This window comes from Brevibacterium sp. FME17 (assembly GCF_014897515.1).
Classification (GTDB): domain Bacteria; phylum Actinomycetota; class Actinomycetes; order Actinomycetales; family Brevibacteriaceae; genus Brevibacterium.
Genome location: NZ_JABUYD010000034.1, coordinates 1 through 20,660 on the forward strand (window position 1 = coordinate 1; position 20,660 = coordinate 20,660).

General features: G+C 62.0%; 14 protein-coding genes. 4 read left to right on the top strand and 10 right to left on the bottom strand.

Features of this window, described 5'->3' with window-relative positions; translation table 11 throughout:
- Positions 1 to 215 precede the first annotated feature (215 nt).
- From INT40_RS19220 to INT40_RS19235, 4 genes are all read left to right on the top strand, one after another.
- The gene (locus INT40_RS19220; protein ID WP_193096769.1) at positions 216 to 1,949 is read left to right on the top strand and encodes an ABC transporter ATP-binding protein; all 1,734 of its coding nucleotides are present in this window, start codon (positions 216 to 218) and stop codon (positions 1,947 to 1,949) included.
- A gap of 124 nt (positions 1,950 to 2,073) precedes the next feature.
- Positions 2,074 to 4,095: an ABC transporter ATP-binding protein gene (locus INT40_RS19225; RefSeq protein WP_226831683.1), complete on the top strand. Its 2,022-nt coding sequence runs from the start codon at positions 2,074 to 2,076 to the stop codon at positions 4,093 to 4,095.
- A gap of 436 nt (positions 4,096 to 4,531) precedes the next feature.
- A complete protein-coding gene (locus INT40_RS19230; protein WP_193071710.1) occupies positions 4,532 to 6,235 on the top strand; it encodes a hypothetical protein in 1,704 nt (567 codons plus the stop codon).
- A gap of 711 nt (positions 6,236 to 6,946) precedes the next feature.
- Entirely contained in the window at positions 6,947 to 7,732 is a 786-nt protein-coding gene (locus INT40_RS19235; protein WP_193071709.1) for a hypothetical protein, read from the top strand.
- 97 nt (positions 7,733 to 7,829) lie between these two features.
- On the opposite strand, the gene purQ is transcribed toward INT40_RS19235, so the two are convergent.
- The 10 genes from purQ to purD form a co-directional block, all read right to left on the bottom strand.
- Positions 7,830 to 8,570 carry a phosphoribosylformylglycinamidine synthase subunit PurQ gene (gene purQ, locus INT40_RS19240; RefSeq protein ID WP_101571753.1) on the bottom strand — a complete coding sequence of 247 codons (741 nt, stop codon included), beginning with the start codon at positions 8,568 to 8,570 and terminating at the stop codon, positions 7,830 to 7,832.
- Positions 8,570 to 8,824, bottom strand: a complete 255-nt coding sequence (gene purS / locus INT40_RS19245) for a phosphoribosylformylglycinamidine synthase subunit PurS (RefSeq protein ID WP_193071708.1) — start codon at positions 8,822 to 8,824, stop codon at positions 8,570 to 8,572. The genes purQ and purS overlap by 1 nt, the downstream gene beginning before the upstream one ends.
- A gap of 116 nt (positions 8,825 to 8,940) precedes the next feature.
- Positions 8,941 to 10,362, bottom strand: a complete 1,422-nt coding sequence (locus INT40_RS19250; protein ID WP_101571757.1) for an NAD(P)/FAD-dependent oxidoreductase — start codon at positions 10,360 to 10,362, stop codon at positions 8,941 to 8,943.
- A 90-nt stretch (positions 10,363 to 10,452) separates the two neighbouring features.
- Positions 10,453 to 11,307, bottom strand: coding sequence for an ABC transporter permease (locus INT40_RS19255; RefSeq protein WP_101571759.1), 855 nt, complete (start codon positions 11,305 to 11,307; stop codon positions 10,453 to 10,455).
- Position 11,308: 1 nt separating this feature from the next.
- Positions 11,309 to 12,214, bottom strand: a complete 906-nt coding sequence (locus INT40_RS19260; protein WP_101571761.1) for an ABC transporter permease — start codon at positions 12,212 to 12,214, stop codon at positions 11,309 to 11,311.
- Positions 12,211 to 13,371 carry a spermidine/putrescine ABC transporter substrate-binding protein gene (locus INT40_RS19265; RefSeq protein ID WP_101571763.1) on the bottom strand — a complete coding sequence of 387 codons (1,161 nt, stop codon included), beginning with the start codon at positions 13,369 to 13,371 and terminating at the stop codon, positions 12,211 to 12,213. Before INT40_RS19265 ends, INT40_RS19260 begins: the two co-directional genes overlap by 4 nt.
- Entirely contained in the window at positions 13,364 to 14,524 is a 1,161-nt protein-coding gene (locus INT40_RS19270) for an ABC transporter ATP-binding protein (RefSeq protein WP_193071707.1), read from the bottom strand. Before INT40_RS19270 ends, INT40_RS19265 begins: the two co-directional genes overlap by 8 nt.
- Complete coding sequence (locus INT40_RS19275; protein ID WP_101572040.1) at positions 14,521 to 16,176, bottom strand: amidohydrolase; 1,656 nt, start codon at positions 16,174 to 16,176, stop codon at positions 14,521 to 14,523. The genes INT40_RS19270 and INT40_RS19275 overlap by 4 nt, the downstream gene beginning before the upstream one ends.
- Positions 16,177 to 16,334: 158 nt before the next feature.
- Entirely contained in the window at positions 16,335 to 17,831 is a 1,497-nt protein-coding gene (locus INT40_RS19280) for an aminobutyraldehyde dehydrogenase (protein ID WP_193071706.1), read from the bottom strand.
- A gap of 558 nt (positions 17,832 to 18,389) precedes the next feature.
- Positions 18,390 to 20,657, bottom strand: a complete 2,268-nt coding sequence (gene purD, locus INT40_RS19285) for a phosphoribosylamine--glycine ligase (protein ID WP_193071705.1) — start codon at positions 20,655 to 20,657, stop codon at positions 18,390 to 18,392.
- Positions 20,658 to 20,660 lie beyond the last annotated feature (3 nt).

Below are 20,660 nucleotides of genomic sequence, written 5' to 3' on the forward strand. Positions count from 1 at the left end.
CATTGACACACCCACTGATCTACTGCTCAGTCACCACGCTTCATTCCGCAGAGCCGTTTTACCTGTTCGTGTCAGTGCCGTGTGGTGAACTGCAACGAGAAGGGAAACAGGTTCAACCTATTGTTCGAGAGGGGAACGCATGTAAGATAGCCTGTTGCGCTTTCGAATTTCTCAACGCCTGTTTCGCGAACTACTACCTTATCTGGACTTCCGCTGTGGCCCTATTACGCCTGTCTCTGAAATACGCCCGATCCTATTGGCTCTACATCATCTTCGTCGTCGTCCTGCAGCTGGCCGCAACCATTGCGGCGCTGTTCCTGCCGAGTCTGAATGCGCAGATCATCGACCAGGGCGTCGCGAAAGGTGACACCGATTTCATCTGGTCGACCGGCATGACGATGATCATCGTCTGCCTCGTCCAGGTCGTCACGGCAGTCACCGCCATCTTCTTCGGTGCTCGCACCGGCATGGGAGTCGGGCGGGATCTGCGCCGTGCCATCTACAGCAAGGTCGATGAGCTCTCGACGCTTGAAGTGGGCAAGTTCGGCAGCGCCACCCTCATCACCCGTAACACCAACGACGTGCAGCAAGTCCAGATGCTGGTGCTCATGACCTTGAACTTCATGGTCTCCACACCGATCATGTGCATCGGCGGAATCATCATGGCACTGCGCGAGGACGTGGGGCTGTCCTGGCTGGTGTGGGTGTCCGTGCCGTCGCTGTTCATCGTCGTCGGCATCCTCGTCTATCTGCTCATGCCGCTGTTTCGACGGATGCAGGAGCAGGTCGATGACATCAACGGAGTCCTCCGCGAACAGATCACCGGCATCAGAGTTGTCCGCGCGTTCGTGCGCGAACCATTCGAAACCGACCGCTATGCCCTCGCCAATCGGGCCCTGACGGAAACCTCGGTGAAGGTCGGCAACCTCTTCGTTCTCATGTTCCCCGCGATCATGATGATCCTCCACCTCGCCACCGCCGCCGTGCTGTGGTTCGGCGGACACCGCGTTGACGCCGGTCAGATGGAAGTCGGATCGCTGACGGCCTTCCTGCAGTACATTCTGCAGATCCTCGTGGCCGTCATGATGGGGGTGTTCATGATGATGATGATTCCCCGCGCAGTCGTCTGCGCCGAACGCATCTCCGAAGTCCTCGATTCGACCACGTCGATGGTCATTCCCAAGGGCGTGGATGAACTCCCTCGCCGAGGTGAGCTCGAGTTCCGCAATGTCACCTTCGGTTATCCCGGGGCCGAGATGCCAGTCCTCGAGAACCTCAGCTTCACCGCACAGCCAGGCACGACGACTGCGATCATCGGAGCCACGGGCGCCGGCAAATCCACGATCGTCAACCTCATCCCGCGGCTGCTTGACCCGCAGTCGGGCGAGGTCCTCATCGACGGTGTTCCGGTCAGCGCCTTCAATAGGCATCAGCTGGCGCAGCTGGTGGGCCTCGTCCCGCAGAAGCCGTACCTGTTCTCGGGCACGATCGCCTCTAACCTGCGGTTCGGAAACGAGTTCGCTGATGATACAGAGCTGTGGGAAGCACTGACGACGGCTCAGGCCGCGGGTTTCGTCGCCGATAAGACTCATCAGCTCGAGGAAGGCGTCGCCCAAGGTGGCACGAACTACTCGGGTGGGCAGAGACAGAGGCTGTGCATCGCCAGAGCATTGGCGGCTAAGCCGAAGATCTTCGTCTTCGATGATTCATTCTCTGCTCTCGACGTGGCCACCGACGCCCGTCTGCGCAGCGCCTTGGATGACACCACCGGTGATTCGACCGTCGTGGTTGTGGCGCAGCGAGTCTCGACTATTCGAGACGCCGACCAGATCATCGTCCTCGATGAGGGCAAGATCGTCGGCCGGGGAACACACGAAGAGCTCGTGGACGCGAACGAAACCTACCAGGAGATCGTCGAATCCCAGCTGGCCACGGAAGGGGTGAACTGACTTGACGAACAAGGAATCCAAGGAGTCAACGACGTCAACCACCTCGGCGGCAACAGCGACCGTCGTTCCCGACACAGCGCAGACCACCGAAGAGGACTACCTGCCCCACGGCGACGAGGGGGACATGTTCAGCGATACCCCGGCTAGGAAGGCGAAGCATTTCTGGCCCTCGGTCAAACGACTGTTTGGGCTGATGGGTGCGGAGAAGCTGGGCCTTATCAACGTCGTCCTTCTCGTCATCGGTTCAGTCGTGCTCACCGTCATCGCACCGAAGGTGCTGGGCAAGGCCATGGATATCGTCTACTCCGGTGTCATCGGCTCCCAGATGCCTGCGGGCGCCAACGTCGACGACATCATCGCCGGCGCTCGGGCTGAAGGCAGAGACGACTTCGCCAATATGCTCTCCACCGCCGAGGTTGTTCCCGGCCAGGGCATCGACTTCACCGCTCTGGGCCAGATCATAATCCTCGTGCTCCTCATGTACCTCGTGGCCTCGATGCTCATGTGGGCGCAGGGCTACATCCTCAACGCCCTCGTGATGCGCGTCGTCTACCGACTCCGCGAAGACATCGAACGCACCATCAACAAACTGCCTCTGCGATACTTCGACACCAGGCAGCGCGGCGATGTGATGTCGCGCGTGACCAACGACGTCGACAACATCCAGCAGGCACTACAGCAGGCCTTCTCGCAGCTCGTCCAATCCGCTCTGACCATCCTGGGCATCGGCGTGATGATGTTCATCGTGTCCTGGCAATTGGCACTGCTGGCGCTTATCGCACTCCCACTCTCAGCGCTCATCGCCGGTGTCATCGGCACCCGGTCGCAGAGGTTGTTCAAGGCACAGTGGAAGCACACCGGTGATGTCAACGGGCATGTCGAAGAATCGTTCTCCGGCCTCGACGTGGTTCGCGCCTTCGGTCGTGACGAGATCATGCTCGAGGAATTCGATCGCCGCAATGAATCCCTGTACCAAGCCTCGGCCGGTGCACAGTTCGTGTCGGGCATGATCATGCCCGCGATGCAGTTCGTGTCCTACCTCAGCTACGTCCTCATCGCCGTCGCAGGCGGCCTCAAGGTGGCCTCGGGGCAGATGACACTGGGCGACGCGACGGCCTTCATCCAGTACTCCCGTGAGTTCTCCCAGCCGATCTCTGAGATGGCTGGTGTGGCGAACATGCTGCAGTCCGGCGTCGCCTCGGCAGAGAGGACCTTCGAACTCCTTGATGCTGAGGAAGAAGAACCCGACGACGCTGAGGAGACGCTGCCGCAGCGCACTCCTGGCAGGGTCGAGTTCTCCGAGGTCAGCTTCCGCTACACCGAGGACACTCCGCTCATCGAGAAGGTCTCGTTCACGGCCGAGCCCGGCCACACGGTGGCCATCGTCGGACCGACTGGGGCTGGCAAGACCACCTTGGTCAATCTGGTGATGCGCTTCTACGAAATCACCGGCGGCCACATCTTCCTCGATGGCACTGACACTCAGGACCTGTCCCGAGCAGATCTGCGGTCCCATGTGGGCATGGTGCTCCAGGATGCGTGGCTGTTCGAAGGAACCATCCGAGAGAACATCCGGTACGGCAGGCTCGACGCCACCGACGACGCGGTCATGGCTGCAGCGCAGGCAACCATGGTCGACCGCTTCGTGCGTCAGCTGCCCGATGGGTACGACACGATCATCGACTCCGACGGCGGCAGCGTCTCTGCCGGAGAACGTCAGCTCATCACGATCGCGCGAGCATTCCTCGCAGATCCGTCACTGCTCATTCTCGATGAGGCGACATCCTCGGTCGACACCCGCACCGAGGTGCTCGTCCAGCAGGCTATGGCCGCTTTGCGAACGGATCGGACATCGTTCGTCATCGCACACCGACTGTCGACGATCCGCGATGCCCACACCATCCTCGTGATGGAGGACGGAGCCATCGTCGAACACGGAAACCACGAAGAGCTGCTGAGCGCAGAAGGAGCGTACTACCGTCTCTACATGTCGCAGTTCCGAGGGGAGGACGCTGAAGAGCAATTCACCGCTGAGGTGCTGGCGGAATCAGAGGCCGAACCTGGAATCCTCATCGAGGAACCCACCGGCGTCGAAGCCGATGAGGGTGGTGACGAAATCGAGACCCAGCGCACCGGTGAGGCCTGACCTAGTGGAGAGTCGCCGGCCACGGACGGTGACAACACCGGTGTGATCGGCTCGAGCGCTGATCGAGCAGCGCCGGATTCGGCCCCCGCATTTCACGTGCGGGGGCCGAATCGTCTTCTGAGGACGGTAACGATCTTTAAGCGAAGTCAGGCGATCTCCGGAGATTGTGACCATGATGTTCCCTGCACCCAGCGGTACGAGATACCGGACGGTAGCCGATGAAGATCGAGGTGGGCTCGGTCAGCAGAGCATTGAAAATTCAGAGATCGATTCAATTGACGGATCTGGATGTCTCAAGGGGATAACCATTTCAACATTTCCCTATTGCATTTCCGTCATGAACTAAATGAACAAAAATGTCTCCTTCCTAACTACGTACGTATGGTCTTTTCCATAACCGAACATGGCAGCCACCCAGATCTCTGGAAGGATCCTCATGAAACGGCTGGCACTTGCAGCAGCTTTCGCCTTGGCAGTCTCCACCGTGGGAGTCGGGCCAGCAGCTGCAGAATCTCTGACCACCGCCGAGGCACTCGCCGCTCAGGCTCGCGTTGAAGCTCCGACCGAAGCTGCAGCCGACCCGGGTGACGGCGCCGATCCCGGAACGGGCGAAGGACAGGACGCCTCGGAAACAGACCCGGATCGGGACCAAGATGGAGGTGAATCGACTGGCCCCGGTGAGTCGACCACTGCTGGCGAAGAGGCCTCTGACCCAGAGGACAGCGAGGATGAAGAGAACGAGGACGACGCAGCGAAACCTCAAGCAATCGAAGCGAACTTCGTTCTCGATAAGAAGAAGATGACCGCAGAAGAGATAGGTGATCCTGACAAGGGCATCGGTTACACGATTGAACCCCTCGAAGTCGGAGATGTCGTCACCGCCGAACCCGGTGAGGCCGGTTCGACCACTGTTGAAGCTGGCGGTGCGTTCACCGGCACAATTCTCGGCAACACCGAAGTCAAGGCTGGCGAGACGCTCGACGTGAGCGTCACGGTCACCCGTGACGGCGAGGATCCGAAGACCTTCAGCGGCAGCGTTCAAGTCGTCGCTCCAGAAGATGATGACGGCGATGGCGACCTCACTGTCTCGCCGAAGACCCAAAGTCTTGGCGATTTTGCCTCAGGCGGTGTCCGGATCGCACTCGACAACTGCACGATCGGTGGCGAGGTCAACTTCCGCATCACCCGCAAGGGCGATTCGGACACGACATTGTGGGAGGACACGCAGAAGGCCGATGAGAACTCGACCGGATCCACCACCTTCGTCCCGGACTCCAGTGAGGACGGCTGGATCGGTGACTTCGTCGTCGAGGCTACCTGTGGTGACAAGAGCACCAAGTCGGCCTTCACCGTGACCGATGAGGGCGGCGAGGATTCCGATGCTGACCTTACGGTGACGCCGAAGAGTCAGGAGCTGCAGGAGTTCCTCAATGACGGTGTGTACATCACGCTCGTCAATTGCCGCGTCGACGATGATGTGAAGTTCAGGGTGAGCACTAAGAATGACCCTGACACTACGATCTGGGAAGAGACGCAGAAAGCAGGAGAGGACGCCGCCGGATTCGTGAATTTCGTTCCCCAAGGCGAACGTGGAGCCTCCTGGGCCGACGAATTCCTTGTCATGGCGTCCTGCGGGGACAAGACCGCGGAGACGACCTTCACTGTGACCGATGACGGCAGCGTCATCGATCCGAAGCTCTCTATCGACCCGGAGAAGATCTCCGGAGAGGATTTCATCAACGGCGACAAAGGCGTGACGATCACCGTCACAGACTGCGAACCTGGCAGCGATGCCAAATTCGAGGTCTGGGGATTCGAACCCAGTGAAAAGCTCTATGACCAGAGTGCCGAGGTCGCCAAGAACGGAGCCGCATCGGTTCATGTCTACGGACTCGGCAACAGTTCCGAAGTCTATGTGGGCGCCTACCAGGTGAAGGTGAACTGTATGGACCAGGGTTTGAATGGTGGGTTCGTTGTCACGGGTGCAAGCGATGGGGGCGGCTCTGGCGATTCGGGCAACGCCGGCTCGATGCCGCGCACTGGCGCCGAGCTCACCGGTCTCGGTGCAGGGGCCGTATTGATCCTGGGAGGCGCAGCGACGATCCTCTTCGCTCGCCGCCGAGCTCAAGTAGGTAGGTGAGCTCAATCAGGACAGCGAACGATGACCCGACGGGTTGGTGAAGACTCCCGGCCCGTCGGCGCGAATCGACACTGTTAAGAGGGTATTCGGCTCCGGAACATAGATGGATCAGTCTGTGTTCCGGAGCCGAAATGCGTGCTCCGAACATGGTTATGCGTCAGGAGCACACCACCTTGCGGCGACGTCGTCAGGCGAGGACAGGGGGCTCTGCGCAGAGGTCTGGGCGTCGACGGTGTTATCGGCGATGACACGTGGGCAGTGGAGCTGCATGCGGCGTCAGCGACGCTCGGGACGGCCGTCGTGCTCAGATGAGCCGCAGGCTGAAATGGCTGATAACGATTGGATCGCGCACATTGGAAGGCTTCATCCGGACGTGATCCCAGAACTGAGTACCAGCTGAACGCAGGTGTTCGCATTGTCCTCAGGGTTCGTTCAGCCCGTCGCAGTTGCACGCGGGTGACCAGGAATGAAGCTACGTCTGCGGAAGATGTGAGAGTCAGCTGCGAAAGAGTCATCTCAGCGTCGGCTCAGCATTTCGGTGTGTAAGTTTCGTTGCCATTACAGAATGACGGAACTGTCATGACAGGCCTGTCATGACCACAATGAACACAACGCCACAACTCCTGTCTTTCGCTCGTATCGTCGTTGGCACAACTGATTACGGCAACACATCTTGATCTGACCCAATGATGCGAAAGAAGGATGATCACAATGAAGAAGCTCGCACTCGCAGCTACCGTCGCTCTAGGATTCTCCACGCTCGGAACCGGACCGGCGACCGCTTCAGGGCTCGGAACGGCACCCTCGGACTCTGCTCCGTCGGTCGGAACTTACTCGAACGAGGCTGCTTCCCCAGGCGTAGACAGCTCGAATGAAGATTCGGTGATGAAAGAAGCGGACTTGGCGTTGAAGTACAGGACGATGACTCCTCGGGAGGTCACAGGCGATAAGGGCATCGAGTTCACGATAGACGGGCTCAAGAAGGGCGATGACGTCACCACAAGCCTGGACAACGAGATGTGGACAGTGGAGCAGGACGGACCGTATGACGGAGCGGTTGTGATGAATGAGAAGCCTGACGATACGAACGTCAAGTTCACGATCACGGTCAAACGAGGTGATGAGCCGGACCGCTTGTTTCACGCCCGCGTCCACATCATCGAAGGCGATCGGGGCGACTACGATGACGGCACCCTCGTGATGGACCCGGAAGAGAAGATGCTCGACGAAGGGCTCTACCAGGAGGGGCTCAACCTGACGATGGTCAATTGCTCGAGCAAGGACCAAGTCAACTTCCAAGTGTTCAAGAAGAACGAGAAGAACAAGACGAAGGTCTGGGAGAAGAGCCAGCTCGCCGGTGAGGACGAGTCTGCATCGGTGAGATACATGCCCCGAGATAGCATGCCCGATACGGGCAAATACGAGGCCGTCGCCACGTGCGGTGATCTCAAAGACAGCGCATCAGTGACGGTTGACCCGACCGAACCGCCGGCGTGAGGTCATTCCGGCCAATAACGAGGCAAGGACGAACGAGGGTCCCGAGGCTCGGCATCATGCCGCGCGTCGGGACCCTTTCGTGTGCCAGTCGGTGAGGTCAGCGACCTTCGACGAGCGAGCGCACGGCCGAGGAGAAGAATCCCTGGCCGTCGATTCCGCCGCCGTCTTCTGGGCCGAAACCGGCCTCGACAGCGTGTTCGGGGTGGGGCATGAGTCCCACGACGTTTCCAGCTTCATTCGTGATGCCGGCGATGTTGCGCAGGGAACCATTGGGGTTGTGCCCCTGGTAGCGGAAGACCACACGGCCGGAGCCTTCGAGGTCGTCGAGGACCTCATCGGTGGCGACGAATCCGCCCTCACCGTTCTTCAGAGGAATGCGAATCGTCTGGCCTTCGGTGTAGTCGCCGGTCCACGCGGTATTCGTGTTCTCGACAACCAGTTCCTGGTCGCGGCAGATGAAATGCTGGTGGTCATTGCGGATGAGGGCACCGGGCAGCAGGTGCGATTCGCAGAGGATCTGGAAGCCGTTGCAGATGCCCAGGACCGGCATACCGGTATTGGCAGCCGCGACGACGGACTCCATGATCGGAGCAAAGCCCGCGATCGCACCGCAGCGCAGATAGTCACCATAGGAGAATCCACCGGGCAGAATCACTGCGTCCACACCTGCAAGGGTGGAATCGGCGTGCCACAGGTTGACCGGTTTTGCACCGGCCAAACGAACCGCACGTGCGGCATCACGATCATCGAGCGTCCCGGGGAACGTCACGACACCGATCGAAGCACCGGATTCAGCACCCGCCTCGGCGGTGGTGGGATCCGTGGCGACAGCAGTCATCAGGCTTCCTCAGCGAAGCGAACGGCCACGACGTTCTCGATGACAGGGTTCGACAGGAGCTTCTCCGCAGCCTCACGAGTTTGGGCGAGAACCTCCTCGGTGACCTCACCTTCGACTTCGAGTTCGAAGCGCTTTCCCTGTCGGACCTCACCGAAACCGGTGAAGCCGAGTCGGGACATTCCACCGGAGATCGCCTTACCCTGAGGGTCTAGGATCTCGGGTTTGGGCATCACCTCAACGACGACACGTGCCATGCGTGTTCTGCTCCTTCAAGAAAGTGTTCGGGAATTCCTCCCGCGCTCGCTGAAAGTCTATCAAGCGCGAGAGGTTCCCCAGCCTCCGGTCCGAGCCGCGGACGTCACTGGAAGGCTCAGGAGTCGAAGCCCATGCCCACCGCATCGAGTGCCTTGAGCAGCGGACCACGTCGGCCTTCGTTGCCGTCGGCCTTGATGAGCGCGTTCGTCGTCATCTGGATGCCCAGCCACGCCACAGGTTCGGGAGGGAAAGGCAGGGGCAGTTTGCGCACCATCTCCAACTGGGTCAGCTCGGTTTCCTGTCCGGTCAGCAGGTCGAGCATGACCGTGCCGGCGAAGCGCGAGGCGCCCACACCCAGTCCGGTGAAGCCAGCAGCCATGGCGACCTTCTTGCCGTAGGCGGTGGTGAAGAAGGAGAAGAACCGCGAACAGGTGTCGATCGGTCCACCCCATTTGTGGCTGAACTTCAGGCCGGCCAGCTGCGGGAAGGTCTCGTAGAAATGTTCGGCCAGAGTCTCGAAGGTCTCCGCGCGTTGGTCATACTTCCACGACACCTGCCGCCCGTAATGATAGACGGCGTCCCATCCTCCGAAGAGGATCCGGTTGTCGGCCGAGAGCCGGTAGTAGTGGAACCGGTTCGCGCAGTCGCCGATGCCCTGCCGCCCGTTCCATCCGATGGACTCAAGCTGCTCATCGCTGAGGGGTTCGGTCATCAGCGCGTAGTCGTAGACCGGAACGGTGTGCAGGCTGGCGCGTTTGAGCAGCGAGGGGAAGACGTTCGTTGCCAGAGCAACGCGTTTGGCGGAGATGGTGCTGTACGGAGCGGTTCTGCAATCTTCCAGGGTTTGAGCCGTCACCCCAGTCGTGACCTGCACTGTTGACTTCCGGTCACTGACATCGGTGACCTTCGTGCCCTCGAAGACCTCGACGCCGAGTTCCCGGATGACCCGCAGCAGCTCCCAGCACAGTTTGGCCGGATTGACCATGGCGACCTCACGAGAGTCCCAGAGAGCACCCTTGTACGTCGGGGACTTCACGATCTGCGCCAGCTCCTGCTGATCGTAGAAGATGAAACCTGACTCCGGGTCGTGTGCCTCTCGCAGCTCGGGGACCTGGTAGTCCTCGGTTGCGACGTCGAGTTCGCCGGTGCGTTCGAACTCGACGTCCATGTCGTATCTGGCTACGGCGGCCGCGATCGCATCGAGGTTCTCGCGCCCCAGCTGTGCCAGGCGGTCGTTCTCATTCGGCAGATGGGACTCGCCGTTGTCATAGCCGTGGGTCAGGCTGGCAGCGCAGAAACCGCCATTGCGCCCAGATGCGGCCCACCCGATCGAGTTCGCCTCAACCAGGAGGACGTGGCGCTTCGGGTCACGCTCCTTCGCCTGCAGCGCCGTCCACAGTCCGGTGAAACCGCCTCCGACGACGACGAGGTCGGCCTCCAGATCGCGGGTCAACGGTGGCAGGGGCTCCGGACGCTGGTCGGAATCGAGCCAGAACGGCACGGTGGAAGCGTCGGCCAATGCGGCATTGACGTCCATGTCACTTCACTTTCTGTTTGACGGCAACTGTGTGCCGTCGATTGATTTTCAGTTTCTGCCTTGCGGCAATCATTGCAGGGGTGGCGAGGATCAGCCGGCCATGGTCTTGATGATCTCCGTCGAACTTCCACCGGTCTTCTTCAGCGCAAGCGCACAGACGCCGAGGGCGACCAGAGTGAGCAGGAACATCAACGTCGACACCGCAGCGATCTCGGGACGCAGGGCCACCTTGACCGCAGCGAAGATGTAGACCGGCCACGGAGTCGACCCGGGCAATTGGACGAAACTCGAGAGGATCGTGTTGTCCAGACTCAGCGTGAACGACATCAGAGCACCCGCGAAGATGCCGGGGGCAGCGATCGGCAGGGTGACGTTGGCGAAGGTCCTGATCGGGGTGGCCCCAAGATCGGCCGAAGCCTCCTCCAGCTGACGGTTCATCCCTGCCAGACGAGCACGAACGATGAACGTCACGACCGCCATGGAGAACATGGCATGGGAGATGATGAGGCGGAACATGCCGTCATTGAACGGCACCAGGCCCCAATCGACCCCGAGGGTGACGAACCAGGGGAGGAAGGCGATGCCGTCGACGATCTCTGGAGTGAACAGAGTCGCAGCGAGGATGACAGTCAGCCCGATGGCCCACCAAGCACCCCTCCTGGCTCGGGCCAGGGCGACACCGCCGAGCGTGCCGAAGATCGTGGCGACGAGCGCCGAACCGAAGGCGGCCTTGAGGCTGGTCCATACCGAGGACATGATGACGTCGTTGGCCAGGCCGTGGACATAGGCCTGGAAGCCGAACTCCTTGAAATTGGCGAGCACGGTTCCATTGTTGAACGAATAGACGACGATCACGGCGATCGGCAGGAACAGGTAGATGAAGACCAGGATCCCCCAGACGTCAAGAGCCTTGTCAGTGAATGGTTTGCGAGTAGTGAATGCCATGTCACGCCCTTCCGTTCGTGATCGGAATGCTGTTGGCCTTCGCCGTGATCAGCTGCCCCGTCTTCAGCACGGCGAACCCGATACCGACGACGATGAAGGTTGATGCGATGAGGACCACCGCCATTGCCGATCCCAATGCCCAGTTCTGCGCAGCGTTGAACTGTTCGGCGATGAGCTGGCCGACCATCGACCCGCTTGCCCCGCCGAGGACCGTGGCCGTGACGTAGTCACCGTTGAGGGGGATGAAGACGAGCAGACACCCGGAGATCACACCGGGCATCGCCATCGGCAGGGTCACCCGCATGAACGTCTTCACCTTATTGGCGCCGAGGTCGTAGCTGGCCTCACGCAGCTTCTGGCCCGACCTGTCGATGGCGACGAAGAGCGGAAGGATCATCAGCGGAAGATAGTTGTAGACGACGCCGATCTGGACGGCGGTGTGGGTATAGAGAATGTCGATCTTGTCGTGCGTGATGCCCAGCGACATGAGCCAATTCGAGATGAACCCGTTGGGGGAGAGCATGATCTGCCAACCGAGGGTACGGACAAGGAAGTTCGTCCAGAACGGCACCATGACAAGTGCCAGGGCGAGCCCACGTCGGGCCGGAGCGACCTTGATCGCAATCCAATAGGCGAAGGGAAGGGCGATGATCAGACACAGGATCGTGCCGAGGATCGAGATCCGCAGCGTCGCGAAGAAGGTGGACAGGAACGCCGGGGTCATCGCCTCGGGGAAGCGATCGAAGCTCAGGTGCTCCGTCGATACCGGGGTGTAGATATCGGGTTTGCTGCCGAAACTGAAGAAGATCACCATCGCCACTGGGATGACGAAGAAGAAGACAACGTATGCCCAGGTGGGAAACGACAGTGCGGCGGCACCGAATAATCTGTTGCGCAGCGGAGTCATGAGCCGGACCTCCTTTGGGCCTCGGTGAGGATGTCGACGCGATCCTGCATGCCGTCGTTGAAGACGCTGGCCTCAAGCCGATCAAGAATGTTCTGAGCAGGGAAGATGAGGTCGAGACCTTCCATCCCCTCAGCCTTCGCCGCCTTCTCCGATCCTTCGACACCGATCGGATAGCCGATGTACTCGATCTGAGTGATGGCGTTCTCGGGAGCGATCATGTAGTCGATGAAGGCGTGAGCGGCATCGGGGTGAGGTGCTCCGGTGGCGATCGCCCAGCAGTCCATCCAGAGATTCGCCGAGGGCGTGGGGAACACGAACTCCCAGTCGTCGGGGTTGTCGACCTCGTCGATTCCCTGCCGGGCGTCGCCGTTGTAGGACTGCATGAGCGTGAAGCTGCCCTGGATGATGCCCGTCGAAGCGCTGCCGAAGTAGGCGCGGACATTCGGTGCCACGTCGTCGACGATGAGTTTCTTGGCCTCGGCGAGCTCCTTCTTGTCTGTCGTGTTGAGGCTGTAGCCGAGGCTGGCCAAGGCGATAGCGGTGACCTCCCAGGCGTCGGAGAGCAGCGTGGTCTTTCCAGCTGCTTCCTTTTGGGAGGCCTTGATGAAATCGTCCCAGGATTTCATCTCCCTCTTGATGACGTCCTTGCGGTAGACGAAGCCCGTCGTACCCCACGCTTTGCAGATGGTGTACTTGTTCTTCGGGTCGAACTCCTGAGCGATGAAGTTCTTATCCATGTGCTTGAAGTTCGGGATCAGTGACAGATCCAGAGGTTGGAGCAGATCGTGAGTGGTGAAGCGCACTACTTCGGACCCGGTGGGGACGACGACGTCGTATCCGGAAGTTCCCCGGCTGGAGGATAGCTTGGCGATGAGCTCCTCGTTCGATCCGTAGGAGTCGACCTGGAGCAGGACATCGAATTTGTCCTTGAAGCCCGACAGCAGTTCAGGTGAGTCGTAGTCGCCCCAGGTGTAGAGGTTGAGCTTCGACTCGAGTTCGCCGTCGGTGTGCGGCGAGGCGGCCATACCGTCGGTGGACCCGCAGGCGGAGAGCGCACCGAGTCCGAGGACTCCGAACCCTGCCAGGGCCGCCCGTCTCGTTATGGCCGGGACCTTCGATGCCGGTGCGAGCACGCTGATCGGTTGAGTCTCAGTCATCTGAGAACACCGCCACTGCATCCTCATCCCAAGACAGGGCCACGTCTTCGCCGTGTTCGAACAAGCGTGCCTGGGCCGCTGGGACCCGAGCGAGGAGCTCATTGTTCGTGCCCGCCCGAATCATGTACTGGACGACATCGCCGAGGAAGGACGAGGAGATCACGGTCCCCTTCGCCGTGTTCGGCCGTGATCCGGCCGAATCGTCAGCGGGCGATACCTGCATCCGCTCGGGACGGATGGCGGCGCGAACCCGATCGCCCTTGGCCAGGGCCGTCGTCGACGCTGCCGTGTTGGCAGTTGCTGCCTTGGCCTCCAGGTGGGCGGTGCGCATCATCGAGTTGTCGCTGCGCAGGGTTGGTCCGGACTCGTCGATCTCGGTGACGGTGACGGGAATGAAATTCTGCTTCCCGATGAAGCCGGCGACGAACCGGTTGCTGGGATTGGCGTAGATGTCTTCGCCGGACCCGATCTGTTGGACGACTCCGTCATACATGACGACGATGCGATCGCTCATCGCCAGAGCCTCGTCCTGGTCGTGGGTGACGAAGACGAAGGTGGTGTCGAGGGTGGTGTGCAGGCGTTTGAGCTCGAGCTGCATCTCTTCACGCAGTTTGCGGTCCAGCGCCGACATCGGCTCGTCGAGCAGCAGCACCTGCGGCCTGTTGACCAGAGCGCGAGCAAGAGCGATGCGCTGCTGCTGACCGCCGGAGAGCTGTTCGGGTTTGCGGCCGGCGAAGTCTTCCATCTGGATCAGAGCCAGCACTTCGCGCACACGCTCGGCGATCTCCGGTTTGGGAACCTTCGCCTGTTTGAGCCCGTAGGCGATGTTGTCGGCGATGTTCATGTGGGGGAACAGGAGGTAGGACTGGAAGACGGTGTTGACCGGACGTTTGTGCGGTGGCCGTCCCACAAGATCCTTGCCGCCGAGGTAGATGTGACCTGCCGTCGGCGTCTCGAACCCGGCGATCATCCTCAGCAGGGTCGTCTTGCCGCACCCTGAGGGGCCGAGCAGGGACAGGAACTCGCCCTTCTTGACCGACAGGTCGATCTTCTCAATCGCGGTGGTATCGCCGAAGCTCTTCTTCACTCCTTGGATCTCGAGATGTTCGAGCTGCGGGGGAGCCGTTGCATCGGCTGTGGCTGTCGTAGTCATGATTGCCTTTCAGCGGTGGTGGCGTCGTGGACGATGTGCCCGCCTGCGATCGTCAGTTCGTTGTGCACTTCGGCCAGCCTGCGCGGATCGATGGCGAAGGCGTTCTCACTGGCCAGCGCGAGATTCGCGATCTGGCCGGTGCGGATGGTCCCATTGACCTCCGAGCGCAGCAGGTGCGCGGAACCGGAGGTGTAGGCACACAGTGCAGTGGACAGGTCGATGGCCTGTTCGGGCAGGAGCGGTGCCGGGTCGCCCGCATCCGGGTGCGAACGGTTGACCGCGACGTGGATGGCTTCCCACGGATTCGGCGTCGAAACCGGCCAGTCCGAACCCATGGCCAACTGTGTGCCAGCATCGGCGAAGGACCTGAATGGGTAGAGCCAGCCGGAACGTTCCTCGCCGAGATAGGGGATGTTGAGGTCAAGCAGCTGCTGATCGTGACAGGCCCACAGAGCCTGCAGGTTCGCGGTGATCCCGAGCTGAGCGAAGCGGGGAATGTCGACGGGGTCGACGACCTGAACGTGGGCGATATGGTGGCGGCGCTCTCCGCCCTCGCTGTCGGAGTCGTTCGGGCCGCCGGAGCGGCCTGGACTGGTTCCGATCGCCTCGAACGCGTCCAGGGCCGCCCGATTGGCGGCATCACCGATCGCATGACAGTGGATGTCGAAGCCCGCCGCATCGAGGGCGGCGAAGGATCGGTGCAGGTGTTCGCGGGTGAAGTAGCTGGTGCCGAACCCGCCGCAGGGGCAGCTGTACTCATCACTCATCGCAGCGGTCCGAGATTCGACGATGCCATCGAGCATGAACTTCACCGAGGTCGTGCGGAACTGTCCCTGAGTTCGCCGCAGCTCGAGCAGCGCGGCGACCTGGGCGTCGATGTCCTTGACGTCACGGGGCCACCACAGGCTGCCGACCACCTCGGCGGTCAGGTCGCCTGTGTCCTCAGCAGCGACGTAGGTGTCGAAGGGGGAGCGGTGGCCGGAGTAGTCGCCGACGATGGCGTCCATCCACGCGGTGATGCCGAAGGATTCGAGGTAAGACTGCCCGGCGAGGAGGCCAGCGCGGATCTCAGCGTCGGTGGCGTCCGGAACCTGGGCGGAGATGAGATCCATGGCGGATTCGTGCAGGCACCCGGTCGGGTTCCCGGTCTCGTCCTTCTCGATCACGCCGCCGGGCGGAGTCGGAGTGGAGGCATCGAGTCCGGCGATGTCCATGGCCTTCGAATTCACCCAGGCCGAATGATGGTCGGCGCTGATCAAGATGATGGGCCGGTCCGAACTCAGTTCGTCGAGGATCCCAGCGCTCGGTGCGCCACCGGGGAAGTCGGCCATCGACCAGCCGCCGCCGGTGACCCAGGACCCAGGAGTGGTCGCTGCCAGGTAGTCGCGGATGGTCTCGAGTGCGGCCTGGAGACCCTGCGCCGCACTGAGGTCACAGGCCAGTGACTCCTGCCCGCCGAAGGTCGTGTGCACGTGGGCATCGACGAACCCCGGCGTGATCAGCTTCCCCGTTGCCGTAATGGAGCGTTCGGCGGGGTCCGCGGCCTTGCCGGTGCCGATCTCGGTGATGATTCCACCGCGGATGCTGATGCGGTTCGCAAGCAGGACTGAGTGACCGTCGAAGATGTTGACGTCGAGAACGTCGAGGTCCATGTTCCTCCCGACTTCCTTGTCGAAGGTGAGGCGAGGCGCGCCGTACACGCTTCGCAGGATGTCATTGTATGTGCACTGGCACGGTGGCTCACAGAGCTGCTGGCCAGCTGTTACCGGTTCGTGCCCGAGCTCGTGACTCGGCGGTCCCCGGCAGAACGTCAGGACGTGAAGATGGTGTCCTGCCATTCGTGGTGCGGGTCCTCGTGGTGATCGATGAACACGTGCTTGACCTGTGTGTATTCGTCGAACGAGTACTGGCTCATGTCCTTGCCGAACCCGGAAGCCTTGTACCCGCCGTGGGGCATGTCGGAGACGATCGGGATGTGCTCGTTGATCCACACACACCCGGCTTCGATGTCAGCCGCGGCGCGCATCGTGCGATTCGTGGTCGTCGTCCAGGCGCTCGCCGCCAACCCGTAGGGGGTGTCATTGGCCAGTTCGATGGCCTCATCATCGGTGTCGAAGGCGATCGCGACGAGGACCGGGCCGAAGATCTCATCACGCCACACCTCGGCGTCGGTGTCGATTCCGCTGATGAGAGTCGGTGCGTAGTACGCCGTCGACTCGGTGTTCCCGGGCAGAGCCTCGCCGAGGTGGTTGTGCGTCGGTACCTGCCCGCCGCAGTGTATGGTGGCGCCGGCTTCGCGGGCGCGATCGACCATTCCTGCGACCCGTGAGCGGTGGGTCAGAGAGATGAGGGATCCCATGTCTGTGGCGGAATCGGACGGGTTGCCGACACGGACGCCGTCCATGAGCTCGGTGACCCGAGCAGTGAAGGTCTCGAAGTGCTCGCGGGCGACGATGGCCCGGGTGGCCGCGGTGCAGTCTTGGCCGGAGTTGATGAGCGACCCGGCCACGGCACCGCGAGCTGCAGCCTCGATATCGGCGTCATCGAAGACGACGAACGGGGCCTTGCCGCCGAGCTCAAGATGGACTCGGGAACCCTTGGCCGCGGCGAGTTCCATGATGTGACGTCCCACCTTCGTCGACCCGGTGAACGAGGACATGACGACGTCGGGGTGAGTGATGAGCGCTTCCCCGGCTTCGCGCCCGTCGCCGGCGATGACGTTGATGACTCCAGGGGCGAAGCCGGCTGCGGTGGCCGCCTCGGCGAGGATGAGGGAGGTCCCGGGGGTCATCTCCGAGGTCTTGAGCACGATCGTGTTGCCTGCCGCGACGGCGGGGAAGATCTTCCACGCGGCCATCTGCAGCGGGTAGTTCCAGGGGGCGATCGAGCCGACGACTCCGAGGGGGTCGCGCCGGGTCATCGACGTCGATTTCTCCCAGTAGGTGCCGGCTGCCAGGCCGGTGAGCTGCCGGGCGGCACCGGCGAAGAACTTTGCGTTGTCGATCGAGCCGGGCACATCGAATTCCTTGGCCAGGCGGATGGATTTTCCGGTCTGGATCGATTCGAGTTCGGCAAGCTCATCGGCACGCGCCTCGAGCTGTGCTGCCAAACCGAGCATGAGCTCGGCGCGCTCGCCGGGAGTCAAGGCCTTGAAAGCTGGATAGGCGGCCTTCGCCGAGGCGACTGCTGCGTTGACATCGGCGGGGTTCGCGAGCGTGTACTCTCCGGTCGTCTCACCGGTGGCGGGGCTGACGAGGGTGAAGGTATCGCCGCTGCCTTGGTGATAGCTGCCGTTCCAATAATGCATGTCTTCACTTCCAACCGAGTTGCACGTCAATGTGTGGTTCGCGTGACCGCAGGTGTGTCTCCGGTCACCATCGCGTTCACCCTAGCGGAACTGATCGGCAGTTTCCACCGATTTCGTTGCGTGAGACCAATACTCACAGGAAAACTCTCACGGTGTCCGCCAGCAATTGCTGAATCGGTGTCATTCGTTGCGCATTTCGTGGTTATCGGCTACTGGTTCCTGTGCCCGTGAAGCGGAAGTGCCCCAGCCTGCGGGCGGCGTCACTGCGGCGCGGTCACTGCCGAAACTACGCCGGAGCGTCGAAACAACGCCGGAGCGTCGAAACTACGCCGGAGCGTCGAAACTACGCCGGAGCGTCGAAACTACGCCGGAGCGTCGAAACTACGCCGGAGCGTCGAAACTACGCCGGAGCGTCGAAACTACGCCGGAGCGTCGAAACTACGCCGGAGCGTCGAGCCACCTATGCGTGCGTAGGTGTCTCGACGCTCCGGCGTTGTCGGGGTGAAACTGCCGAGCCGCGGCTCCGCAGCGCCTCCTAAGCGGGCGTTCTCGGCGAGGTCAGCCGGGGAAATTCTGGCCGGTGAGCTTCTCGAATGCTTCGATGTAGCGGGCGCGAGTCTTCTCGACCACCTCGGCGGGCAGTGCCGGCGGAGGAGTGTCCGAGGACTTGTTCCAGCCGGACTCTCCGGTCAGCCAGTCGCGGACGAACTGTTTGTCGAAGCTCGCCTGCGCCTTGCCTGCCTCGTAGCTCTCGGCGTCCCAGAAGCGTGACGAGTCCGGGGTGAGCACTTCGTCGCCGAGGACCATCGTCCCATCGGGCAGAGTCCCGAACTCGAACTTCGTGTCGGCCAGGATGATGCCGCGTTCACGGGCGATCGCCTCGGCGCGCTGGTAGATCTCGATCGTCAGGTCGCGGGCCTTCTCGGCCGCCTCGGTGCCGATGGTCTCCGTGATCTGGGCGAAGCTGACGTTCTCATCGTGATCACCGAGTTCCGCCTTGGTCGCGGGCGTGAAGATCGCGGGTTCCAGACGGTCGGCTTCGATGAGGCCTGCCGGCAACTGGATTCCGCACACGGAGCCCGTGGCCTTGTAGTCGGCCATGCCGGAGCCGGTGAGGTAGCCGCGGGCCACGCACTCGATGGGCAGCATCGACAGGTTCTTGACGATGAGACCACGACCGGCCACAGCCTCGGGGACGTTAGAGCTGATGACATGGTTGCCGATGATCTCGGAGAGCTGGTCGAACCACCACAGGCTCAAGCCCGTCAGCACCTTGCCCTTGTCGGGGATCTCGGAGTCGAGGACCCAGTCATAGGCGGAGATGCGATCCGAGGCGACCATGAGCAGCTGCTCGGCAGACGCGGCGTCGGTGGCCGTGTCGGGAATGTAGAGGTCACGGACCTTGCCTGAGTAGATGTGCGTCCAGCCCGGAAGTTCGGGCGCTGTGGAGTTGAGCCCCGCAACCGCCACCGCTTCTTCGGGGGCTGGGTAGATATCGGCCACGGTGATCTGCCCACGGGCGGCCACCTCGGCGATGTCGGTGCGGTGCTGTTCGCCGTCCCATTTGACCTCGTCCACGGCGGCATAGGCCTTCGACCTGGCCTCGTTGAGGTCGTTGCCCAAGGAGACGACGGAGAGCACGCGTCCACCGGCGGTGACGATGTCACCGGTCTCGGCGACGTCCTCGGAGATGACGGTGTCCTCCGGGGCGAACCCGGCTCCGGTGTCCGTGGCACGTGCTGTTCCGGCGTGGAGGATGTGGACGTCCTCGAGCCCGTCGGCGGTGTTGAGGCCGCGGATGATGTCGCCGGTGCGCGGAGTATTCGGGTAGTTCTCGGCGGCCATGACCACGGTCACCGAGGTGCGCGGATCCCATTCGAGTTCCCCGACTTCGTCGAGGCGACCTTCGGCGGCGGCGAGCATGGTCTGACCCAGTGGGCTGCGTAGGCGGGAGAGCACGGACTGAGTTTCGGGATCGCCGAAGCGGACGTTGAACTCAACGACTCGCATGCCCTTCGAGGTCAGGGCGAGTCCGCAGTAGAGGAGACCGGTGAACGGGGTGCCGCGACGGGTCATCTCATCGACGACCGGCTGGGCGACGGTGTTGACGATGTCATCGACTGTGCCGGCCGGGATCCAGGGCAGCGGCGAATAGGCGCCCATGCCGCCGGTGTTGGGTCCGGTGTCGCCATCGCCGATGCGTTTGAAGTCCTGAGCGGGAGCCAATGGCAGCGTGTGCTGGCCGTCGCAGAGGACGAAGAGTGAGACCTCGGGGCCGTCGAGATAGTCCTCGATGACGACTCGGTCTGAGACCTGGAGGCAGGAGGTGGCGTGGGTCAGGGCCTCGGTGCGATCCGAGGTCACGACGACGCCCTTGCCTGCTGCCAGGCCATCGGCCTTGACCACGTAGGGGGCACCGAAATCGTCGAGGGCCGCCGCTGCCTCGTCGGTGGTGTAGGCGACCACGGCACGTGCGGTGGGCACGTTCGCAGACTCCATGATCTCCTTCGCAAACGCCTTCGATCCTTCGAGGACCGCGGCCTCAGCGCTGGGGCCGAAGACCGGGAACGAGGACTCACGCAGGGCGTCGGCGACCCCGGCGACCAACGGTGCCTCGGGGCCGATGACCACGAGGTCGACGTCGAGCGTCTCCGCCAGTGCAGTGACTGCCACGGCGTCGTTCATATCGACGGCTTCGGTGTGCGCGATCGCTGCGATTCCCGGGTTGCCGGGTGCAGCGATGACGGCGTCGACCTGGGGGTCGCGACTGAGAGCAAGGACGAGGGCGTGTTCGCGGGAGCCCGAACCGATGACAAGAACCTTCACCCC

Excerpts from the sequence above, each read along its gene's own strand:
- purS (WP_193071708.1), bottom strand. The coding sequence starts at position 8,824 with ATGGCACGTGTCGTCGTTGAGGTGATGCCCAAACCCGAGATCCTAGAC.
- INT40_RS19275 (WP_101572040.1), bottom strand. The coding sequence starts at position 16,176 with ATGGACCTCGACGTTCTCGACGTCAACATCTTCGACGGTCACTCAGTC.
- purQ (WP_101571753.1), bottom strand. The coding sequence starts at position 8,570 with ATGACTGCTGTCGCCACGGATCCCACCACCGCCGAGGCGGGTGCTGAA.
- INT40_RS19230 (WP_193071710.1), top strand. The coding sequence starts at position 4,532 with ATGAAACGGCTGGCACTTGCAGCAGCTTTCGCCTTGGCAGTCTCCACC.
- INT40_RS19270 (WP_193071707.1), bottom strand. The coding sequence starts at position 14,524 with ATGACTACGACAGCCACAGCCGATGCAACGGCTCCCCCGCAGCTCGAA.
- INT40_RS19235 (WP_193071709.1), top strand. The coding sequence starts at position 6,947 with ATGAAGAAGCTCGCACTCGCAGCTACCGTCGCTCTAGGATTCTCCACG.
- INT40_RS19255 (WP_101571759.1), bottom strand. The coding sequence starts at position 11,307 with ATGGCATTCACTACTCGCAAACCATTCACTGACAAGGCTCTTGACGTC.
- INT40_RS19225 (WP_226831683.1), top strand. The coding sequence starts at position 2,074 with ATGTTCAGCGATACCCCGGCTAGGAAGGCGAAGCATTTCTGGCCCTCG.
- INT40_RS19260 (WP_101571761.1), bottom strand. The coding sequence starts at position 12,214 with ATGACTCCGCTGCGCAACAGATTATTCGGTGCCGCCGCACTGTCGTTT.
- INT40_RS19265 (WP_101571763.1), bottom strand. The coding sequence starts at position 13,371 with ATGACTGAGACTCAACCGATCAGCGTGCTCGCACCGGCATCGAAGGTC.
- INT40_RS19250 (WP_101571757.1), bottom strand. The coding sequence starts at position 10,362 with ATGGACGTCAATGCCGCATTGGCCGACGCTTCCACCGTGCCGTTCTGG.
- INT40_RS19280 (WP_193071706.1), bottom strand. The coding sequence starts at position 17,831 with ATGCATTATTGGAACGGCAGCTATCACCAAGGCAGCGGCGATACCTTC.